This window comes from Nocardia sp. CA-119907, from assembly GCF_050955995.1.
Classification (GTDB): Bacteria; Actinomycetota; Actinomycetes; order Mycobacteriales; family Mycobacteriaceae; genus Nocardia.
Genome location: NZ_CP192091.1, coordinates 2,585,510 through 2,601,595, shown reverse-complemented (window position 1 = coordinate 2,601,595; position 16,086 = coordinate 2,585,510). Strand labels below are relative to the sequence as shown.

Annotated in this window: 16 protein-coding genes; 4 read left to right on the top strand and 12 right to left on the bottom strand. The window is 65.6% G+C overall.

Features of this window, described 5'->3' with window-relative positions; all coding sequences use genetic code 11:
- The first annotated feature begins 58 nt into the window (after positions 1 to 58).
- The gene (locus ACQP2D_RS11685; protein ID WP_433685615.1) at positions 59 to 565 is read left to right on the top strand and encodes a peroxynitrite isomerase; all 507 of its coding nucleotides are present in this window, start codon (positions 59 to 61) and stop codon (positions 563 to 565) included.
- A 66-nt stretch (positions 566 to 631) separates the two neighbouring features.
- Here the strand turns inward: ACQP2D_RS11685 and ACQP2D_RS11680 are convergent, their stop codons facing one another.
- On the bottom strand, positions 632 to 1,747 hold the full coding sequence (locus tag ACQP2D_RS11680) for a hypothetical protein (RefSeq protein WP_433683728.1): 1,116 nt from the start codon (positions 1,745 to 1,747) through the stop codon (positions 632 to 634).
- Between the two features lie 284 nt (positions 1,748 to 2,031).
- On the opposite strand from ACQP2D_RS11680, the gene ACQP2D_RS11675 reads away from it, so the two are divergent.
- On the top strand, positions 2,032 to 3,123 hold the full coding sequence (locus ACQP2D_RS11675) for a BTAD domain-containing putative transcriptional regulator (protein ID WP_433683727.1): 1,092 nt from the start codon (positions 2,032 to 2,034) through the stop codon (positions 3,121 to 3,123).
- Positions 3,124 to 3,152: 29 nt separating this feature from the next.
- Here ACQP2D_RS11675 and ACQP2D_RS11670 read toward each other — a convergent pair whose 3' ends face one another.
- The 6 genes from ACQP2D_RS11670 to dxr all read right to left on the bottom strand — a co-directional run bounded on the left by ACQP2D_RS11670 (position 3,153) and on the right by dxr (position 11,546).
- Positions 3,153 to 4,940 (bottom strand): penicillin-binding transpeptidase domain-containing protein, encoded by a 1,788-nt coding sequence (locus tag ACQP2D_RS11670; RefSeq protein WP_433683726.1) that lies wholly within the window; start codon positions 4,938 to 4,940, stop codon positions 3,153 to 3,155.
- 66 nt (positions 4,941 to 5,006) lie between these two features.
- Positions 5,007 to 5,870, bottom strand: a complete 864-nt coding sequence (locus ACQP2D_RS11665; protein WP_433683725.1) for a GNAT family N-acetyltransferase — start codon at positions 5,868 to 5,870, stop codon at positions 5,007 to 5,009.
- Between the two features lie 124 nt (positions 5,871 to 5,994).
- On the bottom strand, positions 5,995 to 7,155 hold the full coding sequence (ispG, locus tag ACQP2D_RS11660) for a flavodoxin-dependent (E)-4-hydroxy-3-methylbut-2-enyl-diphosphate synthase (RefSeq protein WP_433683724.1): 1,161 nt from the start codon (positions 7,153 to 7,155) through the stop codon (positions 5,995 to 5,997).
- Positions 7,156 to 8,199: 1,044 nt separating this feature from the next.
- Positions 8,200 to 8,943, bottom strand: a complete 744-nt coding sequence (locus tag ACQP2D_RS11655; protein ID WP_433683723.1) for an AAA family ATPase — start codon at positions 8,941 to 8,943, stop codon at positions 8,200 to 8,202.
- Positions 8,944 to 8,990: 47 nt separating this feature from the next.
- Positions 8,991 to 10,190, bottom strand: coding sequence for a M50 family metallopeptidase (locus tag ACQP2D_RS11650; protein WP_433683722.1), 1,200 nt, complete (start codon positions 10,188 to 10,190; stop codon positions 8,991 to 8,993).
- A gap of 216 nt (positions 10,191 to 10,406) precedes the next feature.
- Entirely contained in the window at positions 10,407 to 11,546 is a 1,140-nt protein-coding gene (dxr, locus tag ACQP2D_RS11645) for a 1-deoxy-D-xylulose-5-phosphate reductoisomerase (RefSeq protein ID WP_433683721.1), read from the bottom strand.
- A gap of 155 nt (positions 11,547 to 11,701) precedes the next feature.
- Between dxr and ACQP2D_RS11640 the strand changes: the two genes are divergently transcribed.
- The gene (locus ACQP2D_RS11640) at positions 11,702 to 11,968 is read left to right on the top strand and encodes a DUF2631 domain-containing protein (RefSeq protein WP_433683720.1); all 267 of its coding nucleotides are present in this window, start codon (positions 11,702 to 11,704) and stop codon (positions 11,966 to 11,968) included.
- A gap of 41 nt (positions 11,969 to 12,009) precedes the next feature.
- Here the strand turns inward: ACQP2D_RS11640 and ACQP2D_RS11635 are convergent, their stop codons facing one another.
- Entirely contained in the window at positions 12,010 to 12,954 is a 945-nt protein-coding gene (locus tag ACQP2D_RS11635) for a LysR family transcriptional regulator (protein ID WP_433683719.1), read from the bottom strand.
- Positions 12,955 to 13,019: 65 nt separating this feature from the next.
- On the opposite strand from ACQP2D_RS11635, the gene ACQP2D_RS11630 reads away from it, so the two are divergent.
- Positions 13,020 to 13,433: a DUF5997 family protein gene (locus ACQP2D_RS11630; protein WP_433683718.1), complete on the top strand. Its 414-nt coding sequence runs from the start codon at positions 13,020 to 13,022 to the stop codon at positions 13,431 to 13,433.
- A gap of 229 nt (positions 13,434 to 13,662) precedes the next feature.
- Here ACQP2D_RS11630 and ACQP2D_RS11625 read toward each other — a convergent pair whose 3' ends face one another.
- The 4 genes from ACQP2D_RS11625 to ACQP2D_RS11610 all read right to left on the bottom strand — a co-directional run bounded on the left by ACQP2D_RS11625 (position 13,663) and on the right by ACQP2D_RS11610 (position 15,913).
- Positions 13,663 to 13,956, bottom strand: a complete 294-nt coding sequence (locus ACQP2D_RS11625; RefSeq protein WP_433683717.1) for a hypothetical protein — start codon at positions 13,954 to 13,956, stop codon at positions 13,663 to 13,665.
- Between the two features lie 7 nt (positions 13,957 to 13,963).
- Complete coding sequence (locus ACQP2D_RS11620; RefSeq protein ID WP_433683716.1) at positions 13,964 to 14,512, bottom strand: RNA polymerase sigma factor; 549 nt, start codon at positions 14,510 to 14,512, stop codon at positions 13,964 to 13,966.
- Positions 14,513 to 14,693: 181 nt separating this feature from the next.
- Entirely contained in the window at positions 14,694 to 15,344 is a 651-nt protein-coding gene (locus tag ACQP2D_RS11615; protein ID WP_433685614.1) for a UdgX family uracil-DNA binding protein, read from the bottom strand.
- Entirely contained in the window at positions 15,344 to 15,913 is a 570-nt protein-coding gene (locus ACQP2D_RS11610) for a hemerythrin domain-containing protein (protein WP_433683715.1), read from the bottom strand. The genes ACQP2D_RS11615 and ACQP2D_RS11610 overlap by 1 nt, the downstream gene beginning before the upstream one ends.
- Positions 15,914 to 16,086: the final 173 nt, after the last annotated feature.

Below are 16,086 nucleotides of genomic sequence, written 5' to 3'. Positions count from 1 at the left end.
ACCTTAGCTTGGCGGAATTTAGACAGTATGGGAACACCCGGGAATCGACAGGTTTAAGCTGTCGCCCGTGGTCGCCCCCCAGCCTTCCGTCGCACCCCATCCCGATATCGCTCCGCTCGCCGCGCTACTCGGCACATGGCGCGGCCCGGGGCACGGTGAATACCCGACCATCGAATCCTTCGACTATGTCGAGGAAATCAAATTCGGCCATCTCGGCCGACCGTTCCTCACCTACCGCCAGCGCACCCGCGCCGCCGACGGCAGCCGCCCCATGCACGCCGAAACCGGTTATCTGCGCTGCCCGCGCCCGGATCACGTCGAGCTGATCCTGGCGCATCCGACCGGTATCACCGAGATCTGTGAGGGCAGCCTCACCATTGCCGACGGTGCGCTGCAGATGGAGTTCGAATCGACCAGCATCGGCCGCAGCAGCACCGCGAAAGTGGTGACCGCTCTCGGCCGTTCGATCGTATTGACCGATGACACCATCGAATACACGCTGCGGATGGCCGCGGTCGGCGAACCACTCACCCACCACCTCGCCGCAACTCTCCACCGCGCCTGACCCCGCAGATCCCGGTTGGTCACCGCACGTCCGCGCGGTGACCGAGTCGCAAAGCGGTGTGCCAGGTCAGTCGCGCGCTGGGTCGGGGCGCCAGGGAATGTAGAGCCGCCCGTCGGCCTTCGCGGCGGCCTCGGCCGAATGGAGCTGGTACGGCGTGATACCGCCCGCTTCCCAGGCACCGACCGAACCCGCCGCAATGGCCTCGGCCGCCTTCGGCGCCAAACCGATCTCATTGCGCACCACCGCGATCGGACGGTCGGCCAGTGCGAACCAGTCCAGGTCCAGGAAGTCGTAACTGCCGTGGGTCAACGCACCACGACGCATGGCATCGCCGAGGCGGGTCGCCATGCCCGCGGTGCTCAGATGTCCCTCGTTGGCCTCGAACAACCCCGCACCCGCATGCAGATAGCCGGTCTCGAACAGCGAAATCACCATGGCCAGCAGGCTGAACGCGCGCGGATCGTCATTGGCGCGCGCCATGAACGCGAACACCTCGATCTCGTTCTCCAGGGTGGTGCCGTATCCCGCGAGCACATGCACCCAATCGTGCTGGGCCAGCAGCGGCGGCGCCGAACCCGGCAGACCCGGGGTGACGAAGCCGCGGTCGGCATAGAAATCCGATACGCCGCGCCCGAGCGTGCCGACCGGCAGCTCGCGCAGGGTGGCCCAGCGCGCCGCCAAGGCCGGATCGTCGCTGACCTGCCCCCAGGACGAATCCAGGCTTTCGGTGTGCAGCGCGGTCAACCGGCTCGGATCCAGTCCGCCGAGGTAACCGTTGCGGTCGAAGTCGACCGCGGCCAGTTCGATCGCGCCCTCGGCGTACTTCTGCGCCACCGCGATCATGTCGTCGTCGACCTCGAGCGCATCGGCGAACTCCCGCAGTTTGGTCGCGACCCCGGGCGGTAGCGGCCGCACCACCAGTGCGGACAGCAACATGGTCTGCACGATCCGCTCGCGGAAGATCCGGTTGCGCCGGGCCAGCCCGACCGCGAAGGTCTCGGCATCGATGGGCCGCAGCGTCTCCAGATCGACGCGATGGCCGGTCATCGACAGAAACAACGATGGGATCAGCAACTGCTGCAGCGGGGTCAATCCATCTTCACCGCCCGCCGCGGCCACCACACCGCTCGCGAGCAGTGCGACTTCAGCCGCATCCGGCGGGGTCAGCAGTACATCGTCCATCCGGGTCAACACTCCAGCAAGATCGCCAATGACGTCCACCGCCGCGGTGGACGATTCACAGTATCGAACCGAATTACCCACGGCGACTAGCAGTTTCGCCGAGGGCGTAGTCACCGCGGACCGACGCGGCCAAAGGGATTGCTTCGATGCGTATGCTGAATCCATCGCGTGACGCTTCCGGTCGGCGAAACAACCGTGGACACAGGCGGTCCGGAAGCAGAATTGCGTTCGGAGGGAATCAAGTGGGCTCTGCGAGCTCGAATCGACCGTCGCTCGATCTTCGAGTGCTCGGACCGGTGCGCCTGCTGGTCGACGATCAGGCGATACCACTACCCGGTGCCAAACTCCGCGCCCTGCTCGCCATACTCGTCATCAACCGCCGCAGTGCCGTCGCGAAAACCACACTGGCGAACAGTATTTGGGATGACGAGATGCCCAATCGCGCCCTCGACGGCCTCTACGCCTATGTCTCGAATCTGCGCACCATTCTGCGTTCGGCCGGGGTCGACGACCGGGCCATCCTGCGCACCGTACACGCCGGATATCTCCTCGATATCACCGATGACCAGTGCGATGTCGGCCGCTTCGAGCGGTCGCGGACCCAGGGTTCACTGGCCTTCACCACCGGTGATCTGGAAACCGCGGCCGAATGCTTCGCCGCCGCGCTCGCGGAATGGAGCGGCGAGGCCGTCACCGGGCTGCGCGGCCTGCGCTTCTTCGACAATTTCGCCACCGATGTGGACGAACGCCGGTTGAATGCCATCGCCGACCGCCTGGACGCGGATATCGCATGCGGTCGCGAGGGTGCTGTCCTCGGCGAACTGACCGCGCTGACCACCGAACACGCGGTGAACGAGCGGCTCTGGCGACTGTTGATCTCCGCGCTGTACCGCGCCGGCCGACAGGCCGACGCGCTGGCCGCCTGTCTGCGCATCCGTCGCAACCTCGCCGACCAGCAGGGCATCGATCCGGATCCGCGCACGCTCGCGCTCGAGGAGGCGATCCGCAGCCAGCAGGCGCTGCCGGCGGTCATTTCCTCGCCGGGTGCGACCAAGCGGGATCTACCCGATGTGCTGCACCAGGCCTGGCTGCGGGTCGGTGACGGTGAGGCGATCGCCATTCCGGCGACCGGGCTGCGGATCGGCCGCGAATGGGATAACGACATCGTGCTCGACGATGCCAGGGTCAGCCGCAAACACGCGCGCATCGTGCCGCGCGAGAACCGGATCTTCATCCGGGATCGGGATTCGGCGAACGGCGTGTACGTCAATGGCGTCCCGATCGGTGCCGATACCGCGCTCGCGCACGGCGATGTCATCCGAATCGGTTCCACCACACTGCGTTACGAAATGCCGGAGCGGCCAGCGCGGCCGTAACACGGCCACCGCACCACGCACCGACGTGGTCAGTAACCCGCGGGCAGGGCGGCGAGCATGTCACGCGTCACCGCGACGGCATGATCCGAACTGCCGCCCTTGACGAGCAAGGTCGCGAAGGCGAGATCCCCGCGATAGCCGACGAACCAGGAATGCGATCCACCGTCGACCTCGGCCTCCCCCGTCTTCCCGTACACCTCGCCCTGGTCGGCAACGCGTTCGGCGGTACCCCCGGTGACCACTTTGCGCATCATCATGCGCAACCCGTCGACCACCTCTGCTCCGATGACCGGCCGATCACCCGTGATCTCCGTGGTGCGTCCGGCGATCAGATACGGCACCGGTGCGGAACCGCGCGCGACGGTCGCGGCGAGCACCGCCATCCCGAACGCACTCACCACCACCTTGCCCTGCCCGATGCCGTCCTCGGTGCGCTGGATCAAATCGTCGGCCGGTGGCACCGAACCCGATACCGTCGGCAGACCGGGAACCGTATATCCCTGTCCCACACCGAACTTCGCAGCGGTATCGTGCAGAGCATCGCCCGGCAGTTCACTGGCCAGCTTCGCGAACGCGGTATTGCAGGACCGCTCGTAGGCGGTCGCCATCGGCACATCACCGAGCTGGAAGAGATTGTAGTTCGGAATTGTCCGCTCCCCGATGACAATTCGACTCGGGCACGGCAGCACCGTTTCCGGCGTCGCCTTTCCGGCCGACATCGCGGCCGCCGCGGTCACCGTCTTGAATACCGAGCCCGGCGGATACTGGCCGATGGTCGCCACCGGACCGTCGCGATCGGCCGCCCTGTTCTGTGCGACAGCGAGAATCGCGCCGGTCGATGGCCGCAGCACCACCATCATGGTCTGCTCCTCGCGGGCCGCGACGGCGCGCTGCGCGGAGTTCTGCACATTGCGGTCGATGCTGAGCGAGAACGACGGTGCGGGTTGCGAGGGCACCTCGGTGAGCACATCGGTGTCGGCGCCATTGGCATTCATGGTGACAATGCTCCAGCCCGCCTTGCCGTCCACCTCGGCTATCACCGTCTTGCGCACCTGTGCGAGCAGATCGGGCGCGAAATCGCGGTCGGTGGGGACCAGATCCCACTGCTGGGTCAGCGTTACCCCGGGCAGACCGATGAGATCGGCACTGACCTGGCCGAATTCACTCTCGCTCAAGAGCGCGACGGTGTAGGCGCCCTTGGCGCCGTACGCCGCGCTGAGGATCGCGTCGGGGGTGAGCCGCTCGTCGAAGCGGTGCAGCGCCGCCGCCAATGCGGTCGTGGTGTACCCGGGATCCGGTGCGGACGCCACGGTGAACGCGACCCGGGATACCTTGCCCGGCACCAGCACATCACTGCCCGACTGCTCATTTACCCTGGCGCGCGGGGCCGGGTTGGCGCGCAGTGCCATGGTCTGGGTGTCGCCGAGTTTGGGATGGATATCGGAGGAGGTCCAGCGCACCATCCAGCGGCCATCGCTGCGGCCCATCTGTAACTGGCCGGTGTATTTCCAGATCCGGTCCTTGGGCAGCCGCCACTGGTAGGTGTAGTCGACGGTCGCGGTGTCGCCGGTGACCCTGGCCGCGCCGCTGTGCGCGCTCAGTTGCTCGGCCTGTAATTCGTCCCATGCGGAACGCAGTGCGGCGGTTGCCTTCTCGGGCTGACTGGTCAGCTCGGCGGCAGCGGCGACATCATGGTTCGCGAAGGCGGCCAGAAAGGCGTCGGCCGCGGGCACCGGTCCCTGCGGGCTGGCCGAACAACCGGTTCCCGCCGCCACGAGCGCCACGACGGCCAGCGTGAGAAACATACGTCTCGACATCGGCACCGATCGTATAGCCAATCGCGGGCAAACGGCTGTGGCACACCGATGTTCGACACGCCGTATTCAGTCGAGCAGAACGGTGGCGAAGGTGGCGATCTGCCGGAATCCGACGCGGCTGTAGGCCCGGCGGGCGATCTTGTTGTAGTCGTTCACGTACAGGCTGGCGGTGCGTCCCGAGGCCACCACCGCATTGGCGACGGCGGCCGTGCCGCGCGTGCCGAGTCCGGCGCCGCGACGTTCGGGATGCACCCAGACACCCTGGATCTGCCCGGTGCGCCGCGACAGCGATCCGACCTCGGCCTTGTACACCACTTCGCCGTCCTCGAAACGTGCCCAGGCGCGGCCGGATTCGATCAAGCTCTGGATCCGGCGACGGTAGCCACGGCCGCCATCGCCCGCGCGCGGGTCGACGCCGACCTCCTCGATGAACATGGCGATCGCCGCATTGAGATAGCGTTCCAATTCGTCCCGCCGGACCCGGCGGACCTGCGCATCGGCGGTGGCCAATGCGGGTTGTCCGAGGGCGAGCAGCGGCTGCGCACCGCGCAGTTCCCGTGCCGGTCCCCAATGCGCGGACAACATCTCCCACAGCGGCAGCGTCAGCTCCTGGCGTCCGACCACCGACGAGCACACCCGTGGCCAGCGGATCGCCCGCGTCGCGAACGCGCGCAGCGCATCCTCATTGCCGCGCAACGGCACCAGATTCGCACCGGAGAAGCACAACGATTCCGACGGTCCACCCCGGCTCCACAGCTCGCCGTATCCGGCGCCGGTATCCAACCCGAATTCCTGCAACCGTGCCGCCACCATGCACGAGGCGACCGGATCGCTATCGAGAACTCGAAGCACCTGCGCCAGATCCCGGTTTGCGAGCTGACGCGCGGGGGCATCCTTGGCCCGTCGCGTCGGCTCCAGCAGACTCCGCACATCGACAGCCTGCCATGAATCAACTCGAAGTGGTACGTCGATCTCTAGAAGAGATGCGTCGATCCGTACGAGCAAACCACGGAGCGAGTCTTACCAGCGACCGTTCGCGGCTCCGCGGGCGCGGCTAATTGGACACCGTGACGACGGGTTCGCCTGCACCCACTTGCTCGCCCATCTCCTCGGCGATGCGCATCGCCTCTTCGATCAGGGTCTCCACGATCTGTGCCTCCGGCACGGTCTTGATGACCTGCCCCTTGACGAAGATCTGGCCCTTGCCATTGCCCGATGCGACACCGAGGTCGGCCTCCCGCGCCTCGCCCGGTCCGTTCACCACGCAGCCCATGACGGCCACCCGCAGCGGAACCTCCATGCCCTCCAGGCCCGCGGACACCTCATTGGCCAGGGTGTACACGTCGACCTGGGCCCGGCCGCAGGACGGACAGGACACGATCTCGAGCTTGCGCGGCCGCAGGTTCAGCGACTGCAGGATCTGCCCGCCGACCTTGACCTCCTCGGCGGGCGGCGCGGACAGCGAGACCCGAATCGTGTCGCCGATGCCGTCGGCCAGCAGCGCGCCGAATGCGACGGCGGATTTGATCGTGCCCTGGAACGCCGGACCGGCCTCGGTCACACCCAGGTGCAGCGGGTAGTCGGACTGGGCCGCCAGCTGGCGGTACGCCTCGACCATGACCACCGGGTCGTTGTGCTTGACCGAGATCTTGATATCGCCGAAGCCGTGCTCCTCGAACAGGCTCGCCTCCCACAGCGCCGATTCGACCAGCGCCTCGGGAGTCGCCTTGCCGTACTTCTCCAGCATCCGCTTGTCCAGCGAACCGGCGTTCACGCCGATGCGAATCGGGATGCCCGCCGCGCCAGCGGCCTTGGCCACCTCGCCGACGCGGCCGTCGAATTCCTTGATATTGCCGGGGTTCACCCGCACCGCGGCGCAACCCGCGTCGATCGCGGCGAAGATGTAGCGCGGCTGAAAATGGATATCCGCGATGACCGGGATCTGGCTCTTGCGCGCGATGGTCGCCAGTGCGTCGGCGTCCTCCTGGCGCGGGCAGGCGACGCGCACGATATCGCAGCCCGAGGCCGTCAGCTCGGCGATCTGCTGCAGCGTCGCGTTGACATCGTGGGTCTTGGTGGTGGTCATCGACTGCACCGAAATCGGGTGATCGCTACCGACGCCGACACTGCCGACCATCAACTGGCGGGTCTTGCGTCGAGGCGCGAGAACGGCCGCTGGTGCGGTCGGCATCCCCAATCCGATTGTGCTGGTCACTTTCGGCTGCCTACTTTCGTGCGTTCTGATCGGGCCGTTCGCCTACCGAGCTTAGCCGTAGGCGGGTTGCGTCCACCTGTGACGGCCATGACATGGGCCATAACAGCTCAATGTCCAGAATTGCCACTGATCCGGGGCCCGCGACAGGCTACCGCGATTTATCGCGTCAACGAAACAGCTGGATCGGATCACGATGTCCGCTACCAGAGATGGGTCACGCTCGAGGCCACCACCTGACACGCCGTTGGGGCACAGTCCTCCGGCCCACCGGTCGATCTACGACGGTACCATATCGACCCAGTACAGCGAGGCCAGCAGTCGACGGCCTCATGGTCGATCAGCTCGATATAGGCCCCTGATGTCTGATCTGTTGTGGCCCGTACGGGGATCGAGATCCCATACGACACGAGGAGCGCGATTTGGCCGCCGACCAACTGTTAGGAGCGCCAGCGGCAGGATATCGAACACACCGATGGCCAAACGGCCAGTGTCTATCTGCTGATAATTCGGTCTGGCCAGTCCACTGAAAGCTTCCTTGATATTCAGGTAGTCGGCTGCGGATTACCGACGAGCGCGGTCACCCCATTCGCCAAGGGGACGCACCTCACATACGGGCCGTAGGCACCACTTGCCCTTACGTTCTCACATTCTTGAGCAGAATTGAACAGGCGGATTACAGTGTCTTCCCAGTTGTCGTCAATCGCATGAGGGTCCGCTACCGAATACGTCCCCCCTGAACTGTCGAGAAATTCTCGAGCGATTGCCGTCGCACCTGCAGATTGAGCACCTACGGCGCAAACCAAGCCGCACGCGACGACAACGGCGGCGATCTGACGGATCATGAATCCCTCCCAAATGAACTCCCCTGCCCCAATAGGGCTAACTCGAATCTTGGCCTGCGCCAACGGGTTCTGTCAAGCGGTACGTCGCCTCATCGAGCCTCGGGTAGATCCGGTCGATGACAGGCAGAGACGTTCCGAGGGTTCGACCAATTTGCCCAATCGGCGAGTCGTCATGCGACTCCCGGCTGACATCCGGGCCTCGCTAGAGCAGATGTCGGAGGTATCGGTCCGGTTGAGCGAGAAAATCCCTTGTCAGTCGGACCGGTAGGGCGTCGTCGTAGGCAACCGTCTCGATCTCACCGTCATCAGCGATCTCGTAAATCGTCGCTCCAGGCAACGCCAGCAATATGGGCGAATGGGTCGCCACGACGATTTGACACCGCTGAGCGACCAGTTCCGACAGTCGAGCCAGCACCGCCATGCAGCCGCGGGGTGACAATGCCGCCTCAGGTTCGTCCAGCAGATACAGTCCATCTGGGTAGAAACGATGCCGCACCAGATCCACGAACGACTCGCCGTGAGAACGTTCGTGCAACGACATCCCGCCGAAGACCGCCAACTGATCCGGACCGAGCATTTCGGTTGCGGTAGCAACGTTGTAAAACGACTCGGCGCGAAGAAAGAACCGGCTGCGCGGTTTATTTATGCCCCACCTCAGAACAAGATGCTCGCCCAGCGAAGACTCGGTCGAACGAGTAGCGAAACGGTAGTTCTGGCTGCCACCTTCCGGATTCATCCCGGCGGCGACCGCTATGGCTTCGATCAGGGTCGACTTCCCACTACCGTTCTCGCCCACCAGGAAGGTCACGCCCGGTGCCAATGTCAGTCCACTAGCTCGATCGAGGTGCGTCACCACGGGCAGGCAGAACGGATATTCATCTGAGCGAGTATCCGGCTCCAGCCGTACCTCATGGATATACTGACTCGCTCCAGCTTCTCTCCGCACAGCTCATGCTAACCATGGCGTGAGCGCAATGAGGTCGCCGCGCAACCCTAGAACAGTCGGATCGGGTTGATGATATCCGCGGCGATCGTCAACAGCATGTAGGCGCCACCTATCACCACCGCGACATAGGTGACGGGCAACAGTTTCAGATAGTCGACCGGCGCGCCCGGCGCCAGCCCCTTCCAACCGCGAATCGTGTTACGCACCTTCTCGTACAGCACCACCGCGATATGCCCACCGTCCAGCGGCAATAGCGGCAGCAGGTTGAACGCGCCGAGGAAGAAATTCAGGCTGGCCAGCACCAAAATGAAGACGTTCCACAGGCCGCGCTCCGCGGTCTCGCCGCCGATCTTGCTGGCGCCGTACACACTGACCGGCGTCTCCGGATCACGCTCGCCGCCGGTCACCGCGGTCCACAGCGCCGAAACCTTCTGCGGCATCTGCGCCAGCGATACGAAGGTACGAGTGAATACCTGCCCGGTATACGCACCGGCCGCCGGGATCGCGGCCAACGCGTTGTACTGCAGCGGCTCGTAGTACTCGGAGCCGACGCCGACCGCGCTGACCTCCTTGCCCGGTCCGTTCTTCTGCGCGTAACGGGTGACACGCTGCGGGGTGACCTCGATCGTCTTGGTCTGGCCGTTGCGTTCGATGATGTAGGTGAACGTGCCGGTCTGTTTCTGTGTTTCGGCGGTGAACTGCTGCCAGGTGTCCACCTTCACGCCGTTGACCGCCTTGACCACGTCACCGCGCTGCAGTCCGGCCTGCTGCGCAGGCCCGGTGCCGTCACAATGCACCATCGACTGATCCGGATTCTGCGGCGGCACGCAGCTCATCGCGCCAATAGTGGTGGCGGGCGGCTGGTCCAAGCGCGGTAGCCCCCAGCCGACAGCGAGTACGACCAGCAGAATGAAGCCGAGCAGGAAATTCATCGCGATCCCGCCGAACATCACCACCAGCCGCTTCCAGGTGGCCTGCCGGTACATGGCGCGGTCGAGATCCTCGGGCGCGAGTTCGTCCAGCGCGGTCATGCCCGCGATATCGCAGAAGCCGCCGAGCGGGAGGGCCTTGACGCCGTATTCGGTTTCACCGCGCCGGAAGGAGAACACCTTGGGACCGAAGCCGATGAAGTACCGCCGCACCTTCATGCCGGTGGCCTGGGCGGCCCACATATGCCCGCATTCGTGCAGCGCGATCGAAATCGTGATGCCGAGGGCGAACAGTACGAACCCCAACGCGAACACCATTTGCTGTACAGCCCTCCTGCGTTGCGCAGCTCGCCTCAAATGAAGTGCGGCCGCCCGCAGCGGCCGCGACTACCCGCGGACGCGCATCCGTTCCCGCGCCGCGAGCACCCCGACCACAGTAACCGGACACCGAGCACCACTCGCTGCCAAGTCTGCCAGGCCAGCATCCGACGGCGCGTCCGATCACATCGAAGGTCGTTCGGTGCGGGCTGCCGGTCACCGATCGACGAGCGCGCGGGCGTAGTCGCGCGCCCAGGAGTCGGCCGCCAGCACGTCTCGCAGTGTCTCGGGTTCGGCGCGCCATTGATCGGCCGCCTCGACGGCACGTGCGACCGTGCGCACGATATCCGGGAAGCGGATGTGTCCGTCCAGAAAGGCTTGTACCGCAATCTCATTGGCCGCGTTGTAGACCGCGGTAACGCTGCCGCCCGCGGTTCCGGCCTGCCTGGCCAATTCGACGGCCGGGAACACCGCATTGTCGACCGGCTCGAATTCCCAGGTCGACGCGGTGCTGAAATCGCAGGCCGTGGCCGCGCCGGGCACTCGATCGGGCCAGCCGAGTGCCAGTGCGATCGGCAGCTTCATATCGGGCGGACTGGCCTGGGCCAGCGTGGAGCCGTCGGTGAAGGTCACCATGGAATGCACGATCGACTGCGGGTGCACGGTGACGTCGATGCGGTCGTAGGGCACGCCGAACAGCAGATGCGTCTCGATCAGTTCGAGGCCCTTGTTCACCAGCGATGCCGAATTCAGGGTATTCATCAACCCCATCGACCAGGTCGGATGCGCCTTCGCCTCGGCCGGATTCACCGATTCCAGCATTTCGGTGGTCCAGCCGCGGAACGGGCCGCCCGACGCGGTCAGGACCAGCCGATCCACCTCCTCGGCCCGGCCGCCGCGCAGGCACTGGGCGAGCGCGGAATGTTCGGAATCGACCGGCACGATCTGGCCGGGTGCGGCGGCGCGGGTCACCAGGGAGCCGCCCGCGACCAGGGATTCCTTATTCGCCAGTGCCAGCCGGGTGCCCGCTTGCAGGGTGGCCAGGGTCGGCTCCAGGCCCAGCGAACCGACCAATGCGTTGAGTACGACATCCGCCTCGGTGCGGCGCACCAGCTCGGTGACCGCGCCGGGGCCGCTCAGTGCCAGGTCGAGTCGAGTTCCGGCGGCCGGGTCGGCGACGGCGACATTGCTGGTCCCGGTGGCGGCCATCTGCGCCGCGAGCAGCTCGGTATTGCCGCCGCGCGCGGCCAGGCCGACCACCTCGAATTTATCGGGATTGGCGGCAATCACCTCGAGCGCCTGGGTACCGATGGAACCGGTGCTGCCGAGCAGAAGGACTCTCACAATGTCGGACACGGCCCCATTGTGGCAGCGAGGCCAGCGACGCGCCCGAAGGCGGTAGCCTGCGCAACCGCGTAGCACCACCGATCAAACACAGCCCTGCTGGCTACGACGAGCGGTCGTATGCCACGATATCGACAGCAACACCCATACCGAGCTAAGGAGCGATCGTGGCCGCCACGGAACTCGAACCCACTAGTGACCGTGCAATCGTCACCCACGTGGACACCGCCGAGGTTCCGTCCGCCGCGTGGGGCTGGAGCGGGGAATCGCGCCGCACCTTCCGCGTCGCGGGCTGGATCGTCTGCTTCATCCTGCTGGCCATGACGATCGGCAACCACAAGGGCCATATCGAGGACGTGTTCCTGATCGGCTTCGCCATCCTGATCGCGGGCGTCATGATCCGCGACTCGATCCTGCGCCGCAAGCCTCGGTAGTCCACGCCGAAAGGTTTTGACCCGGTTCGGGATTCGCCCGCCTAACGCCCTCGTCGCTTGGCGGGCTTTTTCTTGGCACCAGGGTTCTTGACGAACCCCTTGGCGGCACCGCCGCGCCCGCCCGCCGAGCGTTCGGCGCCGGACTTCTTCGGCGGCTCGGTCTTCTTGCGCTGTGCCGCGGCGCGCGAGCTGCGCTCGGACCGGCCGCGCACGATGCCGACGAACTCTTCGATCAGGTCGGTGGCTAGTGCGCTCGGCCAGGCCAGTGCGATCTCGGTATCCGGGACCCCCATCATCGTGCGATAGACGAGGTCGCGGCGGGCGTGCAAGCGGGCGATGGAATGCGGGACGATGGCGACGCCGACGCCGGCCGCCACCAATTCCATGATGCCCGCGACGGCATCGATATCGCTGGCGTCCTGGATCCGTTCGCCCTCCAGATCACCCATGCCCACCTGCTCGAACAGTGACAGCATGTGATCCTTGGGCAGCACGACGACGGGCAGTTCGCGATACAGCGGAATCGCGCTCAGGCCAGCGCGATCGATCGGCAGGCGGACAAAACAGGCGTCGACCCGACCCTCGCGCAGCGCCGCGAGTTGCTCGGCCATCGGGATCGGAACGACCTCCAGCGCGGTATCGGGAAACCGCTCACCCCAGATCCGTGTCCACTTGGAGACCGTGACACCCGGCACGAAGCCGACCCGCAGTACAACCTCCTGCTGGGCGACCGGCTCGGTCTCTTCGGCTCGGGCGATGATGTCCTTGGCTGCGCGCAGCAATTGCTGTCCGGCATCGGTCAGCTGAGTCGGCTGTGCCCCGGGCACAAAGAGTTTGGTCCCGAGTTCCTGCTCCAAATCGATCACCGTATGGCTCAACCGCTGCCGGGATATGTGCAGCGATTTCGCCGCGCGCGCGAAATGCAGTTCCTCGGCGACCGCGACAAACCAGCGCAGGCGGGTCACGTCGATGGACTCGGGGTTCATTCGTATGAGGGTATTGCCCTCGGGGCCGGGGACCTGCATCCGGCCGCGCCCATTAGGCTGTACCGGTGAGCCCGGATAAGAAACCGCAGACCATGAAGCCGCTCACCGCGGCGAACAAGCTCGGCATCTACCTTCCGGCGACGCCCGAGGAATTCCGCAATTCCCCGATCTCCCGCGCCGAACTCGAAGAACTGCGCACCAATCCGCCGGCCTGGCTGACCGAACTCCGCAAAACCGGCCCCTTCCCCCGCGAAATCGTGGCCCGCAAACTCGGCGTTTCCAATACCGGCCTGGCCCGTGCCGAGGTCTCCGATGCGATGAACGCCGAGGAAATCGCCGCCCTCCTCGCCGACCCGCCCGAGTGGCTGATCCGCGAACGCGAAAACTACGCGGCGGTGCTGAAGGAAAACGAGCGCATCAAAACCCAGCAGGCCGAACGACGCGCCGCCTCCAACCGCCCGGCCAAGAACCGCGGCTGACCGGTCGGTCTTCAGACGTATCCCCTCTCGGCACTCGTTGTGAACACACAAGGCGTGCCGATCGCGAGACAGCGTGCGAATTCGCAAGCAGCACATAGTGATCCGCCACGAACCAGCGAAGGGTCGCACGAGTTATCGGCTCCGCACTCGTTCAGAAAACCCAGGAGCCCGACGAAGGGTGCGGCTGCGCCGTAGTCGCACCCACAGGTAGGCGTCTGTTGCCAAGTGCTTATGGCCCACCGGGTTTCGTGGTGACCACTTGACAGGCCCCGTCGGTGCACGAGCGCTGCAACCGGCCCCGCGAGAGGGTCTGGATCAATCCGATCGCCCAGCAGGTCGGGCAGCCACGCAGCGCGACCAGGCCGACCGGAAGGAGCAGCAGGCTGACGGGGCCGAATGCCGGTAGCAACGCGAACGAACCGATCACGGCACCGAATCCGATTGCGCCACGGGCCAAATGGCGCGAGACCGAAGCACTGGCGAACTGATCGCGCCCACCCGCCGCCCGAGTACCAGCCTCCATGGAATCGCTACGCGATGCGGTCCGCATTACCGACCTCCAGCCTCTCCTGCACTGCCGAACGCGCCCGGTGCAACCGCGACTTCATCGCCGCGGTACTCAGTCCGAGCAGATCCGCGACCATTCGACCGCTATATCCCTGCACATCTCGCATGATCAGCACCCGCCGCTGATCCCCGGGCAGCGCCGCGATCGCCGCGGCCACCCGCTCGGCCTCCCAGCGATTGATCGCCTCCTCTTCCGCCGACGCGGTGGTCGAATCCGGAATCGGTTCCGCCCGGCGCACGCGCAACCGCAGTTGGCGCAGACATTCGTTGCGCACGATCCGAAACATCCACGACGCCAACGCCCCCGACGCCCGCAATGTCCCGATCTTGCGATAGAGAATGATCAACGCCTCCTGCGCGGCATCCTCGGCATCCTCCGGCGACGCGCACAGCGAATAGGCGAACCGCCGCACATGCGGATGCGATCCGGACACCAGCGTGGTGATCGATTCGATATCGCCCTCCCGCGCCGCGGCGACGAGACGTTCGTCGGGCCAGCACACCTCAGCCACGGGACCGACTCCACCGACGCAGCACGGTGATGCTGCACGCGCAAATCAGCAGCAGCCCGACGACAATCGCGGCAATGATCACGACAAACCTCCCGATCTCGTGCCGACCGTGTTGCCGACACAAGTATGAGAGATGCGGACCGGCGAAAAGGATTCACCGCGAGCGAACCTTCCGCCAGGATCACATCGCAGCATGCACCTTCCGCAGATCGGCAACGAAATCCGAATAGGCGGATTCGAAGTCGGGCGCGCGCAACACGGCAGATGGATGGACCGTCGCGATCACCTGATACGCGGGCAGCGCCACCATCTCTCCGCGCCGCTCGCTCACCTTGAAGTCCGTGCCGAGAACCGCCTTCGCCGCGACGGCACCGAGACATACGACCAGGGCGGGCTCGACCACTTGCAGTTCCGCCGCCAGCCATGCCGAACAGGCGACGACTTCGGTGCGGCCCGGCTGCTTGTGAATGCGCCGCTTGCCGCGCTCGACGAACTTGAAATGCTTGACCGCGTTCGTCAGGTAGACCGCATCCCTATCGATACCCACCTCTTCGAGCGCCCGTTCCAGAAGTCGGCCCGCAGGGCCCACGAACGGCTGTCCCTGCCGGTCCTCGTAATCGCCGGGCTGCTCGCCGACCATCACGACCGCCGCGTCGGAGGGGCCCGTACCGAATACGGTCTGGGTGGCGGCCCGATAGAGCCCACAGCCGCGACACTTGCGGGCCGCCGCGCGAAGCTGCGCCAGATCCGCCCCCGCGGGGACGAATTCGGCCGCACCCGAGCCCTTCGCATCGCCATTCGCGAGGCGGTTCGATTGATGATCGGAGGTGATCACAATGACTCGGTCTTACGACGCCAATCGCGCACCGCGTCGCGAACCCGGTCGAAAATCGCGAGCGGCGGTCCGGCAACGATATTCGCCAGGGCCGAAGCACCCGCCTGCGGATGTGGGCGGGTCGGGGCGACCGCCTCGGCGACTCGCACCACGTCGGCGAGCAGTGCGCTGTCATTGGCGGAGATCTGTTGGCGCAGCTGGTCGAATTCCTCCTTTTCCTCCAGCTCCGCGTGCTCGATCACCGATGCGGCGAAGGTCCGGAATTTCGCATCGAAATCCTCGTGTCGCACACCCAATTCGTACAGCTCGGCGAGCACTTGTTCGGCCCGCTCCTCTTCGTGCAGTCTGCTGTCGACGACGCTGTCGGGCACCGAGGCGCGACGCGAGGCCGGGTGCACCACCGCCTGCTCGGCGGCCTCGTGTACGGCCAGCGTGCGGACCAGATCTTCGAATGGTTCGCGCTTGGCCTCCCCCTGCGCCAGCTCTACCTTTTCGATCAGTCCCTTGATCAGTTCGTGCTGCGCCAGCAGCAGCGTGACGACGTCTTCCTTCTGACGGGTGGCCATGGTGCACCTCCTGCATCGGGGACGGGAGCCAGCCCGGCTCCTCTCGACCGCCATACCCGCGACCGTGACACTCACACCGATCTGTCGAGACCAGCTCCATGCCGCCGGTGCACCCGAACCGTTGCTGATTGATCCGGAATGCGGCGGGTAACCGCTCCAACGACCCGACCCGT

Coding starts and splice junctions, on each gene's coding strand:
- ACQP2D_RS11635 (WP_433683719.1), bottom strand. CDS start 12,954: ATGAACCCCGAGTCCATCGACGTGACCCGCCTGCGCTGGTTTGTCGCG.
- ACQP2D_RS11625 (WP_433683717.1), bottom strand. CDS start 13,956: ATGGAGGCTGGTACTCGGGCGGCGGGTGGGCGCGATCAGTTCGCCAGT.
- ACQP2D_RS11670 (WP_433683726.1), bottom strand. CDS start 4,940: ATGTCGAGACGTATGTTTCTCACGCTGGCCGTCGTGGCGCTCGTGGCG.
- ACQP2D_RS11650 (WP_433683722.1), bottom strand. CDS start 10,190: ATGGTGTTCGCGTTGGGGTTCGTACTGTTCGCCCTCGGCATCACGATT.
- ACQP2D_RS11610 (WP_433683715.1), bottom strand. CDS start 15,913: ATGGCCACCCGTCAGAAGGAAGACGTCGTCACGCTGCTGCTGGCGCAG.
- ACQP2D_RS11680 (WP_433683728.1), bottom strand. CDS start 1,747: ATGGACGATGTACTGCTGACCCCGCCGGATGCGGCTGAAGTCGCACTG.